Source organism: Streptomyces sp. SN-593, from assembly GCF_016756395.1.
GTDB lineage: Bacteria > Actinomycetota > Actinomycetes > Streptomycetales > Streptomycetaceae > Actinacidiphila > Actinacidiphila reveromycinica.
This window is the reverse complement of record NZ_AP018365.1, coordinates 7,119,458-7,136,534: the sequence shown is the minus strand read 5'-3', so window position 1 is coordinate 7,136,534 and position 17,077 is coordinate 7,119,458. Positions and strand designations below refer to the sequence as shown.

12 protein-coding genes are annotated in these 17,077 nt (G+C 72.6%); 5 read left to right on the top strand and 7 right to left on the bottom strand.

Annotation, left to right across the window (positions count from 1 at the left end; genetic code table 11):
- Nucleotides 1-12 precede the first annotated feature (12 nt).
- From RVR_RS30865 to RVR_RS30835, 7 genes are all read right to left on the bottom strand, one after another.
- Nucleotides 13-1,233 (bottom strand): DUF3500 domain-containing protein, encoded by a 1,221-nt coding sequence (locus RVR_RS30865; protein WP_202237185.1) that lies wholly within the window; start codon nucleotides 1,231-1,233, stop codon nucleotides 13-15.
- A gap of 45 nt (nucleotides 1,234-1,278) precedes the next feature.
- On the bottom strand, nucleotides 1,279-2,172 hold the full coding sequence (locus RVR_RS30860) for a hypothetical protein (RefSeq protein WP_202237184.1): 894 nt from the start codon (nucleotides 2,170-2,172) through the stop codon (nucleotides 1,279-1,281).
- Nucleotides 2,172-3,824, bottom strand: coding sequence for a thiamine pyrophosphate-binding protein (locus RVR_RS30855; protein ID WP_202237183.1), 1,653 nt, complete (start codon nucleotides 3,822-3,824; stop codon nucleotides 2,172-2,174). The genes RVR_RS30860 and RVR_RS30855 overlap by 1 nt, the downstream gene beginning before the upstream one ends.
- The gene (locus RVR_RS30850) at nucleotides 3,821-4,942 is read right to left on the bottom strand and encodes an amidohydrolase family protein (protein ID WP_202237182.1); all 1,122 of its coding nucleotides are present in this window, start codon (nucleotides 4,940-4,942) and stop codon (nucleotides 3,821-3,823) included. Before RVR_RS30850 ends, RVR_RS30855 begins: the two co-directional genes overlap by 4 nt.
- A gap of 100 nt (nucleotides 4,943-5,042) precedes the next feature.
- Nucleotides 5,043-5,903, bottom strand: coding sequence for an HpcH/HpaI aldolase family protein (locus RVR_RS30845; protein WP_202237181.1), 861 nt, complete (start codon nucleotides 5,901-5,903; stop codon nucleotides 5,043-5,045).
- The gene (locus RVR_RS30840) at nucleotides 5,881-6,669 is read right to left on the bottom strand and encodes an SRPBCC domain-containing protein (RefSeq protein WP_202237180.1); all 789 of its coding nucleotides are present in this window, start codon (nucleotides 6,667-6,669) and stop codon (nucleotides 5,881-5,883) included. The genes RVR_RS30845 and RVR_RS30840 overlap by 23 nt, the downstream gene beginning before the upstream one ends.
- Nucleotides 6,670-6,678: 9 nt before the next feature.
- Nucleotides 6,679-7,482, bottom strand: a complete 804-nt coding sequence (locus RVR_RS30835) for an ABC transporter ATP-binding protein (protein ID WP_202237179.1) — start codon at nucleotides 7,480-7,482, stop codon at nucleotides 6,679-6,681.
- A 334-nt stretch (nucleotides 7,483-7,816) separates the two neighbouring features.
- On the opposite strand from RVR_RS30835, the gene RVR_RS30830 reads away from it, so the two are divergent.
- The 5 genes from RVR_RS30830 to RVR_RS30810 all read left to right on the top strand — a co-directional run bounded on the left by RVR_RS30830 (nucleotide 7,817) and on the right by RVR_RS30810 (nucleotide 17,000).
- Nucleotides 7,817-10,618: a SpoIIE family protein phosphatase gene (locus tag RVR_RS30830; protein WP_202237178.1), complete on the top strand. Its 2,802-nt coding sequence runs from the start codon at nucleotides 7,817-7,819 to the stop codon at nucleotides 10,616-10,618.
- 215 nt (nucleotides 10,619-10,833) lie between these two features.
- Complete coding sequence (locus RVR_RS30825; protein WP_202237177.1) at nucleotides 10,834-12,723, top strand: PD40 domain-containing protein; 1,890 nt, start codon at nucleotides 10,834-10,836, stop codon at nucleotides 12,721-12,723.
- Nucleotides 12,724-13,041: 318 nt separating this feature from the next.
- Nucleotides 13,042-14,124, top strand: a complete 1,083-nt coding sequence (locus RVR_RS30820; RefSeq protein WP_202237176.1) for an ABC transporter substrate-binding protein — start codon at nucleotides 13,042-13,044, stop codon at nucleotides 14,122-14,124.
- A 493-nt stretch (nucleotides 14,125-14,617) separates the two neighbouring features.
- Complete coding sequence (locus RVR_RS30815; protein ID WP_237405062.1) at nucleotides 14,618-15,289, top strand: GntR family transcriptional regulator; 672 nt, start codon at nucleotides 14,618-14,620, stop codon at nucleotides 15,287-15,289.
- Nucleotides 15,290-15,404: 115 nt separating this feature from the next.
- A complete protein-coding gene (locus tag RVR_RS30810) occupies nucleotides 15,405-17,000 on the top strand; it encodes a carboxylesterase/lipase family protein (RefSeq protein ID WP_202237175.1) in 1,596 nt (531 codons plus the stop codon).
- Nucleotides 17,001-17,077 lie beyond the last annotated feature (77 nt).

The following is a 17,077-nucleotide window of genomic DNA, read 5'->3' as shown; positions in this document are numbered from 1 at the left end:
ACTCCTTCTGGTTCACGGCCGGTCCGCCCGGCCGCCGTGCCCGCCCTCGTGCCCGCCCTCGTGCCCGCCCTCGTGCCCGTGCCGGTGGAAGCGCTCGTGGTGCTGGCGCAGCAGGTCGACTCCGTAGTCGTTGCCGTTCGGGGTGCGCACGACGGTGTGGATGTGCCGCCGGGTCGGCACGTCGTTGTCGAACATGACCCCGGCCTGGTGCTCGAACTCGACGAGGATCACCGGGCTGTGCACCCGGTAGTAGAAGGGGCTGTCCGGGCCGCCGTCGCCGATCCAGGAGAAGTACGTGTCCTGCTTGTGCGCGAGCACCTCGGCGGTGCGCGCCTCGGCGTGGCCCGCGCCGGCCCGGCCGACGTACAGCCCGAGCAGCCGCGTGGCCAGCGTGTACTGGTGGCCGGTCAGCTCGGTGAAGGGCATGCCCTGGTAGTTGAGTTCGTAGTTGTCGCGGAAGGCGCCGACGAACAGGTCGGGCGGCAGCACGTCGCCGATCACGGCGCGGGAGCGCTGCTGCCCGGTGAGGCTGTCGAACAGCTCCTGGCCGGCGGCCTCCTCGTGCCGGAAGGCGTGCGTGCCGGCGAACCTGCCGGAGGTGGCGTGCACCGGTTCCGCGCCGAGGAAGGTCGGGGTGAGCACCATCTGGTCGCCGACGAACGCGCAGTTGACGTTGACGTGGTGCCCGTCGAGCTGCCAGCCCCACGGCTCGGACCCCTTGCCGGGGTCGCCGTAGACGGTGAACCAGTACAGCCACTCGTTGAGCATGTCCTCCTCACCGCGCAGCTCGCCGATGGTGAGGTTCAGGTGCATCAGGTCCACGACCTGCGTGAAGCCGGCGTCGCTCAGGCTGGCGCGCATGACGTCCAGCGCGAGCTGGCGCGTGGCGTCGTCGAGTTCCTCCACGCACACGCCGTGCCGCAGGAAGTAGCGGGCGCCGTTCGCCCAGTGCCGCCAGCTCACGTCGTCCATCGGCAGCCGGCCCTCGGCCAGTTGGCCCGGTGTGAGGGCGGCGAGGTAGCGCTCCCCCGCACCGCGCACGCCCGACACGTCGACGCCGGTGGCGTGCAGCGGGAACAGGCCGGGGCGTACTCCGGCCGCGTCGGCGACGCCGCGGAACGGCTCGTCGGCCGCGCGCCTGCGCCACTCCACCCGTTCCAGCAGGTCCGGGGTCCACACCTCGGGCTTGCGGGTGGGGGCCTTGGACCGGTAGCGCAGTTCACCCGTACTCATCGTCGCTCCACCCCGTCTCCGTGGTCGTCCACTGCTTCGGGTCCGTTACGCATCGAGGAAGGGCACGTCCTTCACGATCCGGTCGAGGTCGATCGGCTCGCGCACGACCTGCTGCTCCTGCGCGTAGCGGGCGGCGATCCGCACCGACGCGACGAACGGGTCGCTCCAGCCGGCCGACACCGCCCGCCCGGCGGGCGAAGCGTCGCGCTGGTCCGCGGTGGCCGCGATCGACGCCGCCAGCGCCTCGTACAGCGCGGCGACGGCCTGCGGCGCGGCGGCCAGCACCTCGTCGCGGACCACGACCACGTGGTTCACCGGCACGGTGCCGTGCCGGTCGATCCAGGCCAGCGCGGCCTCCTGCGCGTCCGGGAGGACCGGGACCAGCCCCGCGCCCTGGTTGCCGATCGCCTTCGGGCCGAGCACCGCCGCGGACACCTCGCCGTCGCGCAGCAGGTCGGCCACCTTCGCCGCCCCGGACCGGCACACGTTCTCCGGCTCGCGGTACTGCGCGACGTGCGGCTCCTCGGTGGTGACCCAGGTGACGTCGGACGACTCGACGCCGTAGTCCTCGCGCAGCACGCCGCGCACCCACAGGCCGGTGGTCTGGCTGTAGGAGCGCACTCCGACCCGGGCGCCGGCCAGCTCCCGCGGGGTGATCCGCGGGCCGTCCGGCAGGCGGGTCAGCGAGCCGTGGTGGGTACCGCCGATCATCGCGACCGGCAGCAGCGTGATCGGCACCCCGGCCTCGCGGGCCTGGAAGTACGTCGCCAGCGCCATCTCGCAGACGTCGTACTCCAGGCTCCTGACCATCCGGGCGAACGCCGAGTACAGCGGCGACGCCTGGGCGTAGGCGCACTCCACCCCGGGGACCGGGACGGTGCCGTCCTTCAGCGGCCGGGTGTGCGGGTAGTCCCCCAGCAGGACCGACATGGCCGTCATCACACGTCCTCGCCGTACTGCAGCCGGCGGTAGGGCACGCTCAGCACGTTCCGGGTGATCCGCACGTCGACCACCATCGGGCGCGGGTCGCGGACGAAGTCCGCGAGGGCCGCGACCAGTTCGTCGGTGCTGCGGACGGTCGCGCCGGCGCCGCCGAGCGCGATCGCGACCGGCCCGAGGTCGGGGTTCGGTATAACCGCGAGCTCCGGGTCCAGGCCCTTCGCCTTGGCCTTGTGGAACTCGGCGCCCAGCCCCTCGTCGTTCATCACCACGACGAGCACCGGGATGTTGTACCGGCAGGCGGTCTCGAACTCCGACAGGTGCATCAGGAAGCTGGCGTCGCCCTCCACCACGAAGGCCGGCCGGCCGCCGTCGGCCACGATCGAGCCGATGGTCAGCAGCGGGGCCTGGCCGATCGCGCCGAACATGCCGTAGTTCGACAGCACTTCGCGGGAGCGCTGGAAGAGCATCGTGCCGAAGTCGGTCTGGTGACCGCTGCCCAGCACCAGGCCGATCTCCCGCGGCAGCGCGGCGTCCAGCACCCGGATGGCCTCGCGGGGATCGAGCCGGCCGGGCTCGGTCTCGTAGCCGGACGGCTCCGCCAGCGCGTCGGCCAGCCGGCGCCGCACGTCGTCGGTGTGGAAGCCCTCGGCCGCCGGCCCGCCCTGCTCCAGCACCCGGTTCAGCTCCGCCAGCGCGGTGCGCGCGTCGGCCCGCACGTAGCACTCCGCCGCCCGGCCGTTGCCCATCACCACGTTCTGCGCGCTGTCGATCTGCACGTAGGTGGCGTCGGGGAAGAGCAGGCCGTGCTCGGTGGTGTAGTGGTTCAGGCTGGCGCCGACCGCGATCACGCAGTCGGCCTCCTGGAGCAGTTCCATCGCGACCTTGTTGCCGTACAGCCCGGAGATCCCGACGTGGAACTCGGTCGCGTCGCAGAGCCAGTTCTTCGCCTGGAGGGTGGTGGCCAGCAGGGCGCCGGTCCGCCGCTGGAAGCGCAGCAGCTCCTCGCCGGACTCCGACGCGCGCGCACCGCGCCCGGCGATGACCACCACCCGCTTGGCGGCCCGTACGATCTCCGCCGCCTGCTCCACCCGGCCCGGGTCCGGCAGCAGCCGCGCGGTGTCGATGAGGTCGGTCGAGGGGACGTACGGCCCGACCTCCTCGTACTCCTTGACCTGCACGTCGATCGGGGCGCTCAGCATGATCGGCCGGGACTCGGTCCGGGCCAGGTAGAACGCCTGCTGGACGGCCTCCTCGGCGAGGTCGGGCCGGGAGACGTGCACGAAGCCGCACTCGATGGCGGCGGCGAACCGGCGCTGGTCGAGGTACTGCACGGCCGTCTCGTCGCCGACCGGTGTCTCCCCGCAGAAGGCGACCAGCGGGGTGCGGGCGCGCGCCGCCACGATCATGGAGGTGGCAAGCTGCGCGGTGCCCGGGCCGCTGGTGGTGGTGACCACGCCCGGCCGGCCCGCGGTGCGCGCCCAGCCGTCGGCCATGCCCAGGCCGGAGCCCTCGTGCCGCACCTCGTAGAGGTTCACCCCGCGCTCGTGCAGGGCGTTCATCCAGTGCATGTTGGCGTCGCCCATCATGCCGAAGACGTCGCTCGCGCCCTCTTTGACGAACGCCTCGGCGAGCGCCTCGTAGACCTTCACTTGCCGGACTCCTTCGCGGTGGTGGCCGACGTGCCGGTCTGACCGGACGTGGCGGAGGGGGTGGACGGGGCGGGCACGGTGACGCCCCGTGCGGCCAGGACCGCCGGCAGCCGGGAGAACACCCGCAGGGCGTTGCCGCCGAACACCGCGCGCAGGTCGTCCGCGCCCAGCGAGTCCAGCGAGTCCAGCAGCGAGCCGGTGTCGTCGAAGTGGTGGCCGGTCTCCGGGTCCACCCCGCGGACGGCGCCGATCATCTCCGAGGCGAAGAGGATGTTCCGCGTGGGCACGATGTCCACCAGCAGTTGCATGCCGCGCCGGTGGTACACGCAGGTGTCGAAGTAGACGTTCCCCAGCACCGCCTCCTCCAGCGGAGGCAGCCCCCGGTCCTGGAGGAAGCCGCGGTAGCGCCCCCAGTGGTAGGGCACCGCGCCGCCGCCGTGCGGCAGGATGAACTTCAGCGTCGGGAAGTCCTTGAACAGGTCCGACGTGCACAGTTGCATGAAGGCGGCGGTGTCGCCGTTGAGGTAGTGCGCGCAGGTGCCCTGGAGGGCGGGGTTGCGCGACATCGCGACGTGCACCATCGCGGGGACGTCCAGCTCCACCATCTTCTCGTAGAGCGGGTAGTACACCTTGTCGGTGAGCGGCGGCGCCTGCCAGTGGCCGTCCGACGGGTCGGGGTTGAGCAGGCAGCCGACGAAGCCCAGTTCCTCGACGCAGCGCTGGAGTTCGGCGGCGCTGTGCCGGACCGAGGCGGCCAGCGGCTCGCCGGGGGACTGCGGGAGCTGGCACACACCGACGAACCGGTCGGGGAACAGGCCGCACACCCGGGCGATCAGGTCGTTGCTGACGTGCGACCAGGCCAGGCTGGTCTGCTCGTCGCCGTAGTGGTGGGCCATCTTGCCGGCGCCCGGGGAGAACAGTGCCACGTCCGTCCCCCGCTCGAGCTGGAGTTTGAGCTGCCCCTGCTCGATGGCGGTGGTGATCTCGTCGTCGCTGATGCGCAGTTCGGCGGGCGACAGCCGCGCGCCTGACTCCTCGAACGCCTGGATCTGCCGCTCGCGCCACTTCCCCAGCGCGGCCGGGGCCGTGGTGAAGTGGCCGTGACAGTCGATACGCATGCAAAACTCCGAAACTTGGCGGCCGCGCACGCTCGCGCGTCGACGGCGGGGGGGGCGGGAGGACCGTCCGGACCGGGCCGGACGGGGGGCTGGTGCGGACTCAGTCGCGGCCGGTCAGGGAGCGGCCCAGTTCCAGCCCGGGGTAGGTGCGCACCGGCATGGACATCAGGAAGCGGTAGCCGTCGTCCAGCACCTGCTTGACGTTGTCGGCCGTCACGTGCGGGTGTCCGACCGGGACGCCGCGGGCGGCGCAGATGTCGAGGATGCGACGCTTGCACTCCAGCATCAGCGGGTGGTCGTACTGCCGGGGGATGCCCAGCTCCTGGCTCATGTCGCCCTCGCCGATGATGACCAGGCCGATGCCCGGCACCTGGTCGAGGATGTCCGGCAGGTTCTCGATGGCGAGCTGGTCCTCGATCATGAGGGCCACCAGGATCTCGCCGTCCGGGTCGAGCGGCCACACGTCGGCCTTGGCGTAGTACTCCGCGGTGGAGATGCCCCAGTAGCGGGCGGCGGCCGCGGGGCTGTCCCCGCGCAGGCCGGCGGGTTCGTGGCGCGGTCGGTCCGGCAGCCGCGGGTAGCGGCAGGCCGCGACGGCGTTGTGCGCCTCCTCCACCGTGGAGATGTGCGGCCACACGATGCCGTACGCGCCCAGGTCGAGCGCCTGCTTGGCCTGCCACTGGCCCTTCTCGCCGCCGTTGACGGGGATGCGGACCAGCGGGGTGAGCGCGGGCGCCAGGCTGTCGGCGCCGAAGATCTGGCGGCGGTTGAGCAGGTACTGGAGGCTGTCGCGCAGCGCGGGGACGTCCCACGGCTTGTGCTCGGTCTCGAAGACCAGGGCGTCGTAGGCGCTGGTGCCGAACTCCAGGGCGGCGGACGGGTCGGCCGCGGAGAAGGACGCGAAGACGTGCTGTCCTGCCTCGAAGGCGGCGATCACCTTATTGAGCCGGGGCGTTGCCACTGCCGACCTCCTCGGTCTGCTGCGTCGGGTGCGAAGCGTCGTGGGTGTGCGGGGGGTTCGGGGCGCCGGCGCCCGGGGTGGCCGGGCCGGAGCCCGGCGGGTCCTGCCGGCGGCCGAAGACGCGGGCGAGCCAGGCCAGGCAGCGGCGCAGCGGGCCGGCGGGGGCCGGGGCGGGCACGGGCGCGGACACCGGGGCGGGGTCGGCGGCAGTGGGATCGGCGGTGGTGGCGGGCGCCGTCTCGCCGGCGGGGGCGCCGGTGGACGCCGCGACCGGCGCGGGCTGTTCGGCGGCCGGCGGGAGGTCCGCCGCGGCGGGCGTGCCGCACTTGGCGATCAGCTTGGCGGTGAAGTCCTTGGTCATCCGGGAGACCACCACCCCGGCGCCGGACTCGACCAGCGAGGCGAGCTTGCCGCTGAGGGTCACCTCGCCGTTCATCAGCACCCGCGCGCTGCCGGGGTCGGCGCCCTCGACGACGCGGAAGGTCGCCTCGCCGCGGAAGCGCGTGGCGCCCTGCCCGTCGCCGCCGCGTGCCGACAGGCGGCCCTCGTACTCCCCCGGGTCCAGGTCGAGGGTGATGCGGGCGGCGAACCTGACCCGGATCGCGCCGAACTTGATCACCAGGGCGCCGTCGAACGAGCCGTCGTCGTGGGCCTCGCCGAGTTCGGCCCCGGCGATGCAGGACACCACGTCCGAGGGGTTGGACACGACCTCCCAGACCCGGCTGCGCGGGCTCGGGACGTCGATCTCTTCCTTGATCGTTATCACTGCGGTTCCTTACGCGGGGGCGCCGGACAGGTCGATCTCCGACTTGAACAGGCTCCACAGGTCGTTGTAGAGCTCGGAGAACTCGCGCGACTCGACGAGGGACCCGATGTCGCGCGGACGTTCGAAGGGCACTTCCAGGACGCGGCGCACCGTCCCCGGCCCCTTGGACATCACGATCACCTCGTCGGCGAGGTACAGCGCCTCGTTGAGGTCGTGGGTGACGAAGATGAGCGTCCCCTCCTGCTCCTCCCACAGGTTGAGCAGGTCCTGCTGGAGCTTGAGCCGGGTGATGGCGTCCAGCGGGCCGAACGGCTCGTCCATCAGCACGATGGAGGGGTCGTAGATCAGGGCCCGGGCGATGGCGACACGCTTCTGCATGCCGCCGGACAGCTCGCGCGGGTAGTGCTCCTCGAACCCGGTCAGGCCGACCACCCTGATCCAGTGCGCGATCCGCTCGTGGCGCTCGTCCTTGGGCACCTTGCGGAACTTCAGCGCCAGGCCGATGTTGGCCCTGACGCTCAGCCAGGGCAGCAGGTTGGCCTTCTGGGTCACGTACGCCGCCTCGGAGTTGACCCCGTGGACGGGTTCGCCGTTGAAGTCCACCTCGCCCCGGGACGGTTTGAGCAGCCCGGCGGCCAGGTTGAGGATGGTGCTCTTGCCGCACCCGCTCGGCCCGATCACGGCCACGAACTTCCGCCGCGGGACGCGGAACGAGACGTTCTCGATGGCCGGCTGGTGGCTCCCGGGGAACTCCAGGGTCACGCCCTCGAAGCGGAGTGCCTCCGCACTGGTGTCCTGCTGGTTGGTCGACAACTCTGTCTCCTTGGCCTGCAACGGGAGAGGCGATCCGGCACTCACGGGTATGGCGTCCGAGCAGCCCCGGCGGTGGATGCCGCTGGCTGTGGTGGGGCTTCCGCACGGCAGCCCGGTGCGCGCGGCATCACGCTGGGGCGGGAGCCCGTATCCCCGGCTGGCGGATTGTCCAACAACTTGCGAGCGACCGTAACACCGCCGAATCGTCAGCTCAAGAAGGGTGCGCGAAAATACTTGGTTCGGTCCGCGCGGCGGCGTCCGCGCGGCCACGGTCTGTTGAACAAAACGGCGAGGCCACCCGACCCGAGGGGGCATCGGGTGTAAAAGGGTGCATATGTACCGGTTCCGTCAACCGCGGCGTGCGGACGGCCCGTCGCGTGCCACCGGCTCGGCGCGTGGCTGGCGGCGCAGCTCGCAGTCCCTCCTCAACCCGCGCAGCGTGGTCGGCCAGATGTTCCTGCTCCAGGTGGCGATCGTGCTGCTGATGGCGGCCGTCGCCGCCGCTCTGCTCGTGGTGACCGTCGAGCACGAGGCCGAGCAGGCCGCGGCCCACCGCTCCCACGCGGTCGCGAACGCCATCGCGCACTCCCCCGGGGTCGTGGAGGCGCTGCGGTCACCCGATCCCACCGCCCGGCTCCAGCCCCAGGCCGACGCCATCGTGCGGGACTCCCTCGTCGACTTCGTCGTGGTCGTGGACCGCCGGGGCATCCGCTACACGCAGGCCGACCCGGCGTTGCTGCGCACCCGTATCCCGTACGCCCAGGACCTGGCGGCGCTCAGGTCGGGACGCACGATCACCGGGCGCAACGTGTCGGAGGGCCGCACCGCGATGCGGACGTTCATGCCGATCAAGGACGGCAGCGGCACGGTGGTGGGCGGGGTCGCCGTCGGTGTCCGGCTGAGCAGCATCAGCGCGGCCGCGACCCGGCGGCTGCCGCTGCTGCTGGGGATCACGGCCTTCGCGATGGCCGCCAGCACGGTCGGCGCCGTGGCGGTCGGCAGGCGCCTGCTGCGGCAGACGAGGGGGCTCGGCCCGGCCGAGATCACCCGCATGTACCTGCACAACGAGGCCGTCCTGCACGCCGCCCGGGAGGGCATCGTCATCGTCGACGCCGACGGCAAGCTGCTGCTGGTCAACGAGGAGGCGCAGAGGCTGCTCGGCCTGCCGCCGCAGGCGCAGGGACAGCAGGTGGACCGGCTGCCCCTGGCACAGCCCCTCACCGACCTGCTGTCCTCCGGGCGGGAGGCCAGCGACGAGGTGCACCTGTCCGGCGGCCGGGTGCTGTCGGTGAACCAGCGTCCGCTGAACGGGTACGAAGCGGTGTCCGGTTCCGTCGCCACCATGCGGGACTCCACCGAGCTGAGCGAGCTGTCCAGCCGGGCCGACGCCGCGCGCAAGCGGCTCGCGGTGCTGTACGGCGCGAGCATCGGCATCGGCACCACCCTGGACATCCGGCGCACCGTGCGGGAACTGGCGGAGGCGACGGTGCCGCTGTTCGCCGACTACGTCACCGTCGACCTCGCGGAACCGGTGCTGACCGGCGACGAACCCACCGGCAGGGAGCAGGAGTTGCGCCGCGTGGTGCGCGCCGGCGCGGACGGCGAGCCGCCGTTCGCCCCGGTGGGGGAGCGCCTCGCCCTCGCCCCCACCCCCTTCCTGACGGCCGGCGCCGCCCTCCGCGAGGGGACGCTCGACGCCGACCTGCGGGCCGGCGAGGGGCTCGTGCCGCGGTACGTTCCGGGGTTCGCCTCCGCGGACCCCGAACTGAGCCGCCGGGTCAGGGACCGCGGCATCCACTCGCTGCTCACCGTGCCGCTGCGGGCCCGCGGTGTGGTCCTGGGCGTGGCCGCGTTCTGGCAGGCCGACGGCCGCACCGCCTTCGAGCAGGACGACCTGGAGCTGGCCGAGGAACTGGCCGCGCGGGCCGCGGTGGCCATCGACAACGCCCGCCGCTACACCCGCGAGCACGCCATGGCCGTCACCCTCCAGCGCAGCCTGCTGCCCGGCGCCTCCCCCGAACTGAGCGCGCTGCGGGCCGCCCACCGCTACCTGCCGACCGCCTCGGGGGGCGTGGGCGGCGACTGGTTCGACGTGATCGCGCTGCCCGGGGCGCGCGCCGCGCTGGTGGTGGGCGACGTCGTCGGCCACGGCCTGCACGCCGCGGCGACCATGGGCCGGCTGCGCACCGCCGTCCGCAACCTGTCGGCGCTCGACCTGGCACCCGAGGAACTGCTCGCGCTGCTGGACGAACTGGTCGCCCGCATGGACGCCGACGAGGGCAAGGCCGAGGGCGTCACCGGGGCCACCTGCCTGTACGCGGTCTACGACCCGTCGTCCGGCCGGGCCACGTTCGCCCGCGCCGGGCATCCCATGCCGCTGCTGGTCCGGCCGGACGGCTCGGTGGACACCCCGGACGTGCCGGTCAGCCCGCCGCTGGGCCTGGGCGGTGCGGAGCCGTTCGAGGCCGCGGAACTGGACCTGGCCGAGGGCAGCACGATCGTGCTGTACACCGACGGCCTGGTCGAACGGCGCGGGCACGACATCGACTTCGGCCTCGACCTGCTGCGGGACACGCTCGCCGGGCACGGGGAGCGGGACCCGGAGGCGACCTGCCGGGCCGTGCTGGACGCGGTGCTGCCGGAGCGCCCCACCGACGACGTCGCCCTGCTGGTGGCCCGTACCCGGCGGCTGCCCGCGGAGCGGGTCGCCCGGTGGGACATGCCCTCCGACCCGGCGGAGGTGGCGCGGGTCCGCGCGGCGTGCGGGCGGCAACTGGAGGCGTGGGGTCTGGACGCCCTCGGCTACACCACCGAGCTGATCGTCTCCGAACTGGCCACGAACGCGGTCCGCTACGGCACTCCCCCGGTCGCCGTCCGCCTGCTGTACGACCGCAAGCTGATCTGCGAGGTCTCCGACGGCAGCGGCACCTCGCCGCACCTGCTGCGGGCGGCCGGCACCGACGAGGGCGGCCGCGGGCTGTTCCTCGTGGCCCGCCTCGCGGAGCGGTGGGGCACCCGCTACACGCGGCGGGGCAAGGTGATCTGGACCGAGCAGGCGCTGAACACCCACGCCGGCGAGCCCGCCGCGGAGACCGAGCAGTCGCTGCTCGACCAGTGGGGCGACGAGGAACTCTGAGCCCGGGAACGGGAGTGGCGCGGCGACGTCTTGTGGCGGGCGGAGGTCGCTGTTACGGTCACGGGCGGGTTGTCGGACAATCCTTGTCCTGCCCCAGCCCCACCCCCGTACCGGCGGCCGTCCGGGCGCGAGCCGCACACCGTACCGCCGCCGGCGCAGCCGTCACCGCAACCCGGCACGGAACCAGGCCACCCCACTGCGAAGGGACCGCAGCCATGCCCCCTGACATCAAACGCCGAGCCTTCCTGACGGCCGGCGCCGCCACCGCCGCCGCCGCGCTGTTACCGAAGCCCTTCGCGGTGGCCGCCGCCGGCCCCGGCAAGAAGGGCGTGATGCTGATGAACCGGATCGGCCCGTCGGTGTCGGACCTGTACGTCTCCGACCTCGACGGTACGAACGAGCGCAGGCTGCTGACCACTTCCTGGCTCGACTACCACGCCGGCTTCTCCCACGACGGGACCTCGGTGGTCTTCACCTCCGACCGCGGGGGCGACGGCAACCCCAACATCTACCGCGCCTCACTGGACGGTTCGCACGTGGAGCCGCTGGTGAGCGGTTCCGGGGTGGACGACGCCGGCGTGCTCTCCCCCGACGGGCGGACCCTGGCCTTCGTCTCCACCCGTTCCGGCACCGGCGACTACCGCGCGCAGATCTGGCTGCTGGACGTCCGCACCGGCGCGCTCACCAACCTCACCGGCACGCGTGCCCTGGCCGGCGACCCCTCGGGGCCGGACGGCCACTTCCGGCCGTCCTGGTCCCCCGACGGCGAGTGGCTCGCGTTCGCCAGCGACCGCAACACCGTCTGGCGCGGCCACGACGGCGGCGTCGGCTGGGAGCACACCCAGGAACTGAGCGTCTACGTCATCAGGAAGGACGGCACCGGCTTCCGCCAGGTCGCCACCAAGCCGGGCTACTGCCTCGGCTCGCCGAAGTGGTCGCCCGACGGCAGCAGGATCGTCTACTACGAGATCACCACCGAGGCCACCTACGCCGCCCACCAGCAGGGCGGCGCGACGTCCCAGATCGTCTCGGTGGACGTGGCCACCGGCACCGACCGCGTCCAGCACACCTCCGGCCCGGACCTCAAGGTCGCGCCGCAGTTCATCGGCGCCGGCGAGATCGGCTACCTCGTCAAGGGCGGGGCGAACGAGGGCCTGGCCTACACCTCGGGCACCCGCCCGGCCGTCCGCCGGTCGCTGCGCTCCCCGTGCTGGTCGCCCGACGGCCGGTCGGTGATCTACGAGAAGCAGGCCCTCACCCCGGTGCGTGCGCTGGACACCCCTCTCTACAGCTGGGACCCGGACTGGGAGTACCGCTTCTGCGACGTCTTCCCGGTGCTGTCCCGGCAGGGCCGGCTCGCCTACACCGAGAAGCAGCTCGGCAACTCCTCCATCGTCACCAACAACGCGCGCGGCACCGACCGCAAGGTCGTCTTCGACCCGGCCGGCAAGATCTCCAGCCCGTTCCCCGGGGCCGTCGGCGCCTACCGGCCCGCCTGGTCGCCGGACGGGCAGTGGATCGCCGCCGGCCTGGGCACGTGGTTCGTGGAGGACGCGCCCACGAACGCGGTGATACGCGTCCGCAGCGACGGTTCGGCCTGGGAGCAGCTCACCGACGGCACGCAGAACTGCGGCTTCCCGAGTTACTCCGCCGACGGCACCGAGATCGTCTACCGGGTGTGGAGCGAGGGCGCGTCGGGCCTGCGCGTCATGAACCTCGACACCGGCGCGACCCGGGTGCTGACCGAGGCCGAGGACAACCTCCCGGACTGGTCCCCGGACGGCCGGCGGATCGTGTTCACCCGCCGCACCAGCGGCGCCAACTTCGACATCTACACCATCCGCCCGGACGGCGGCGACCTGCGCCTGCTGACCACCAGCGGCGCCAACGACGCGCACGCCGTCTGGAACCACGACGGCCGCATCCTCTACAACACCGGCATGTTCGGCTTCCAGGACGAGGCGGTGCTCTACGACGAGACCTTCCAGTCCTACGGCCAGATCATGGTCATGAACGCCGACGGCTCCGGTAAACGGGCGCTGACCAACAGCCTCACCGAGGACTCCATGCCGCTCTACCTCCCGCAGAGCCTCCTGTCCTCGTAACGGAGGCCCCCGAACGCCGCCCCTGCTCCCGGGAGAGGCCACCGGCAGCAGGGGCGGTGCCCCGCCCCTCGCACCACCCGCGCACCACATTGTCGAACAGATGTCACCCTTTTCCGAAGCCCCGTTTCACATCACCCCCCATTCACGGCCGAGTTGTTGCAGGGGTACTGCGCCGGTGTTACGGTCGCTCGCACCTTGTACGACAATCGGTGGCGCGCAGACGCTGAGCCCGAGGTCGATCCGCAGCACCGGGGCCGACTCCGCCGCCGGAAGTGCTCGCACCACGGCCGTGCCGCCGGTGGTGATTGGGGAGAACTGATGAGACGCCTCACCTCGGACGCCGGCGACGCGGGTCCTGGCAGACGGGCCCCGCGCACGGGGGGCGGCGCCCGGCTCGTCGCGGCGGGGGGCACCGCGACCCTGTGCGCGGTGACGCTGACCGCGTGCGGAGGCGCCAGTGCCGCCGACGCGGACGGCATGACCACGGTCACCGTGGGGGTCGCGGGCAACATCTTCGACATGCCGATCCGACTGGCCGACGCCAACGGCTACTTCGGCAAGCAGAAGCTGAAGGTCAAGTACGTCACCACGACCGCGGCCACCGGCACCTCCGCCCTCCAGTCGGGCTCGATCCAGTTCCTCAACGACAGCCCCACCGACTTCCTGTCCGCCGTCGACCGCCGGGTCCCCGAGACGGCGATCGCCGCCGACGGCGGCGGCAACCCCCTCGGGCTGATCGTCAGCACCAAGTTCGCCAAGGCCCACCAGCTCACCGCCGCCACTCCCGCCGCCCAGGTCGCCAAGGCCCTCGACGGCTCGACCGGCGGCTCCAGCTCGGCGAACACCAAGGGCGAGGCGAGCGTCTACCTCAAGGCGTACGGCGTCGACCCCGGCAAGGTGAAGTGGGTCTCGCTGCCCAGCCCCGCCGCGGACAAGGCCGCCCTCAAGAGCAACCAGATCGACTGGTTCGCCACCTCCCAGCCCACCCCGCTCGCCATCCAGGACACCGGGGACGGCGTGGTCGTCGCCGACTCCACCAAGGTCAAAGCCTGGTCCGAGGAGCAGGCCGGATACGGCCAGGTCGTGGTGGCGCGCAACAGCTACCTGTCCCAGCACGCCGACGTGGCGAGGAAGTTCGCCACCGCGGTGCAGCAGGCCACCGCGTACATGAACGCCAACCTCGACTCCGCCACCGTCCAGAAGGTGGCGGCGGGGGCCCTGCCCGGAGTCTCCGCCTCCGTCATCAAGGCCAGCCTCCCCCAGGTCGAGTGGCCCAGGAGCGACGCGATGAAGCTGTCGGCGTGGATCACGACCATGACGTTCATCAACTCGCTGAACGCCCTGGAGTCGGGACAGGCGATCGTCTCCTCCGACAACTTCACCAACCGGTACCTGCCGTAGCCGCCCGCCGGCGTCCGCCGCGGGCGAGGAGCGGAACAGCCCCTCGCCCGGAGCCACCGAGAAGGGAGCGGACGCACCCGGCACACCCGTTGTCCGACAACCAAGGAGCGCCCGCGGCAACGCGACCACCCGTCTGATCACCCTCCATGTCCTCCCGCGGGCGCCACGCCCCGCCGGGCCGGTGTTGCGCTTGCCCCGGCGTTGTTGGACAATCCACCTGACCAGTGGGGGTGGGGTGGAGTCTTGGGGCGGTCCTTGCGTGAGCCAGGGGTGACAGAGCGGAACCGTGGTCGGCGGTGCGGCCCCGCCGTGCCCGCGCGCGGACGCGGGGGCGGGCACCGTCGCACCTTCTCGCCGAGGACGCGCTTCGCCTCTACCCTGGCCTCGGCGCGGCAGCGCGAGCGGCCGCGTCCACTGCGTCCCGATCCGTCGCACGGTTCGCCGGACCGGCTCCGGGCGATGTCCTCCCTTCTCACACCCATAGGCGATCACGGTGGAACAGAGCAGCAACGGCGGTGTCGTGGACGACAGCAGGTCGTCCGCCACCCGGTCCAGCCAGGCATACGAGGAACTGCGCTCGCTGCTGCTGTCGGGCAGCATCGAACCGGACACGCGGCTGACCGAAGCCGACCTGACCAGGATGTTCAGCGTCTCGCGCAGCACCATGCGGGCCGTGCTCGCACGCCTGACGCAGGAGGGGTACGTCACCAGCGAGGTCAACCGCGGCGTGCGGACCCGCAACTTCACGCCGGACGAGGCCCGCGACATCCTGGAGGCCCGCGAGATGCTGGAGTCCGCGCTGGCCGGGTTCGCCGCCGAGCGGGCCACCGACGAGGAGATCGCCGCGCTGCGCGCCACGCTGGAGGAGATGGCCGACGCCCGCGCCCGCGACGACCAGGCGGCGTACTCCCAGGGCAACCGGCGCTTCCACCAGCAGATCAAGACCGCCGCGCACCAGCACACGCTGGCGCGGGCCTACGACGTCCTGCTGTACCCGCTGGTGATGCGGCAGTACCGCAACCTCTCCGCCCGCCACCCGCGGACCGGGTCCTACGAGGAGCACCAGGCCATCCTGCTGTCCATCGTCACCCGCAACCCGGACGCCGCCACGGCCGCGATGCGCCACCACGTCGCCACCGCGCGGCACGCCCTGGTCCTGAAGTAGCCGCGCGCCGGCCCGCCGCCGCGGCCCGCGTCCCCGCGCAGCCCGCTGGGAGCACCTCACCGCCGCTCCCCGCAGCCGGACGCCCCCTCGTCTTTCGTCCAGGAGTGAGCGACACATGACCGCAGCAGTGGAGACCGAGTCCGGCCCCGTCGAAGGCATCTTCGGCCGGGACCGCTCGATCACGGTCCACCGGGGCATCCCCTACGCCGCGCCCCCGGTCGGTCCGCTGCGCTGGCGGCCGCCGGAGCCGCCGGTCCGCGCGCAGGGCGTGCTCAAGGCGGGCGCGTTCGCGCCGATGTGCCCGCAGTCGCCGCGCGACGCCTCCCGGGCCGGCATCGACCTGCCGATGAGCGAGGACTGCCTGTACCTCAACGTCTGGGCGCCGACGGACGCGGCGCGGCGCGGCCCGCTGCCGGTGCTGGTCTGGGTCTACGGCGGCGGCTTCCGGGCCGGCACCGGCGCGCACCCGCGCTACGACGGGGAGGCGCTGGCCCGCCGGGACCTGGTCGTGGTGACCTTCAACTACCGGCTGGGCGCCTTCGGCTTCCTCGCCACGCCGGAGCTGAGCGCGGAGTCCGCGCACGGGGCGTCGGGCAACTACGGCCTGCTCGACACCATCGCGCTGCTGCGGTGGGTCCGCGACAACATCGCGGCGTTCGGCGGCGACCCGGGCCGGGTCACCGTCGCCGGGCAGTCGGCAGGCGCCGGGACGGTCAACTTCCTCGCCATGTCACCCCTGGCGAAGGGGCTGTTCCACCGGGCCATCGCGCAGAGCCACGCCCGCTACGCGCGGGACCCCGAACTGCGCTACCTGGCCACCTCCTACCGGACGCTCGCCGACGCCGAGGAGTCGGGGCTGACGTACGCGCGGGAGCACGGCGCGCGTTCGCTCGCCGACCTGCGCGCCCTGCCGTGGCAGAAGCTCGTGGACGGCCGGCCGGCCTTCGACACGCGGGTGGACAGCGCCGGCGGAGGCAAGCCGCCGATGTTCCGCCCGGTCGTCGACGGCTGGGTGCTGCCGCACGGCTACGACGAGACCTACGCCGCCGGCCTGCAGAACGACGTCCCCTACCTCGCCGGGAACAACCTGCACGAGAGCGGCGCGGTGCCCGAGTCCACCTTCGCCGAGCACCGCACGCGCGCGGCGTCCGCGGTGAGCCCGGGCCTGCCGCCGGTGCACGTGACGCTGGACGCCTTCGTCACCGCGGCCCGGCACCGGTTCGGCCCGATGGCCGACGAGTTCCTCCGGCTGTACCCGGCCGGCTCGGACGACGAGGCGGCGCGGGCCGGCAACGCGGCGGTCCACGACAACTCCCGCATATCCACCTACCTGTGGGGTGCCCAGTGGACCGAGCGGGCCGCCCGGCCCGTCTACACGTACTTCTGGACCCACCCGTCGCCGGCGCAGGGCCAGGAGCCGCGGCGGGCGTCGCACAGCTCGGAGATCGAGTTCGTCTTCGACAACCTCACCCCGGGCAGCGCCCCGTGGACGGACGAGGACCACGAGATCGCGGCGGTCGTCTCCGCGTACTGGGCCAACTTCGCCGCCACCGGCGACCCCAACGGCCCCGGCCTGCCCCACTGGCCCGCGTACTCCCGCCACGCCCCGGCCGTCATGGAACTGGGCGCGCACTTCGGGCCCATCCCGATCGCCGACCCGGACCGCCTCGACTTCTGGCGGCGCTTCTTCCTCACCCAGCAGCCCTGGTGACCCTCCCCGCACCCGCTGGCGCGGTGCCCGTCCGCTGACGAAGAATCGACGTCGCACGCCGGTTCATCCGTTCGACG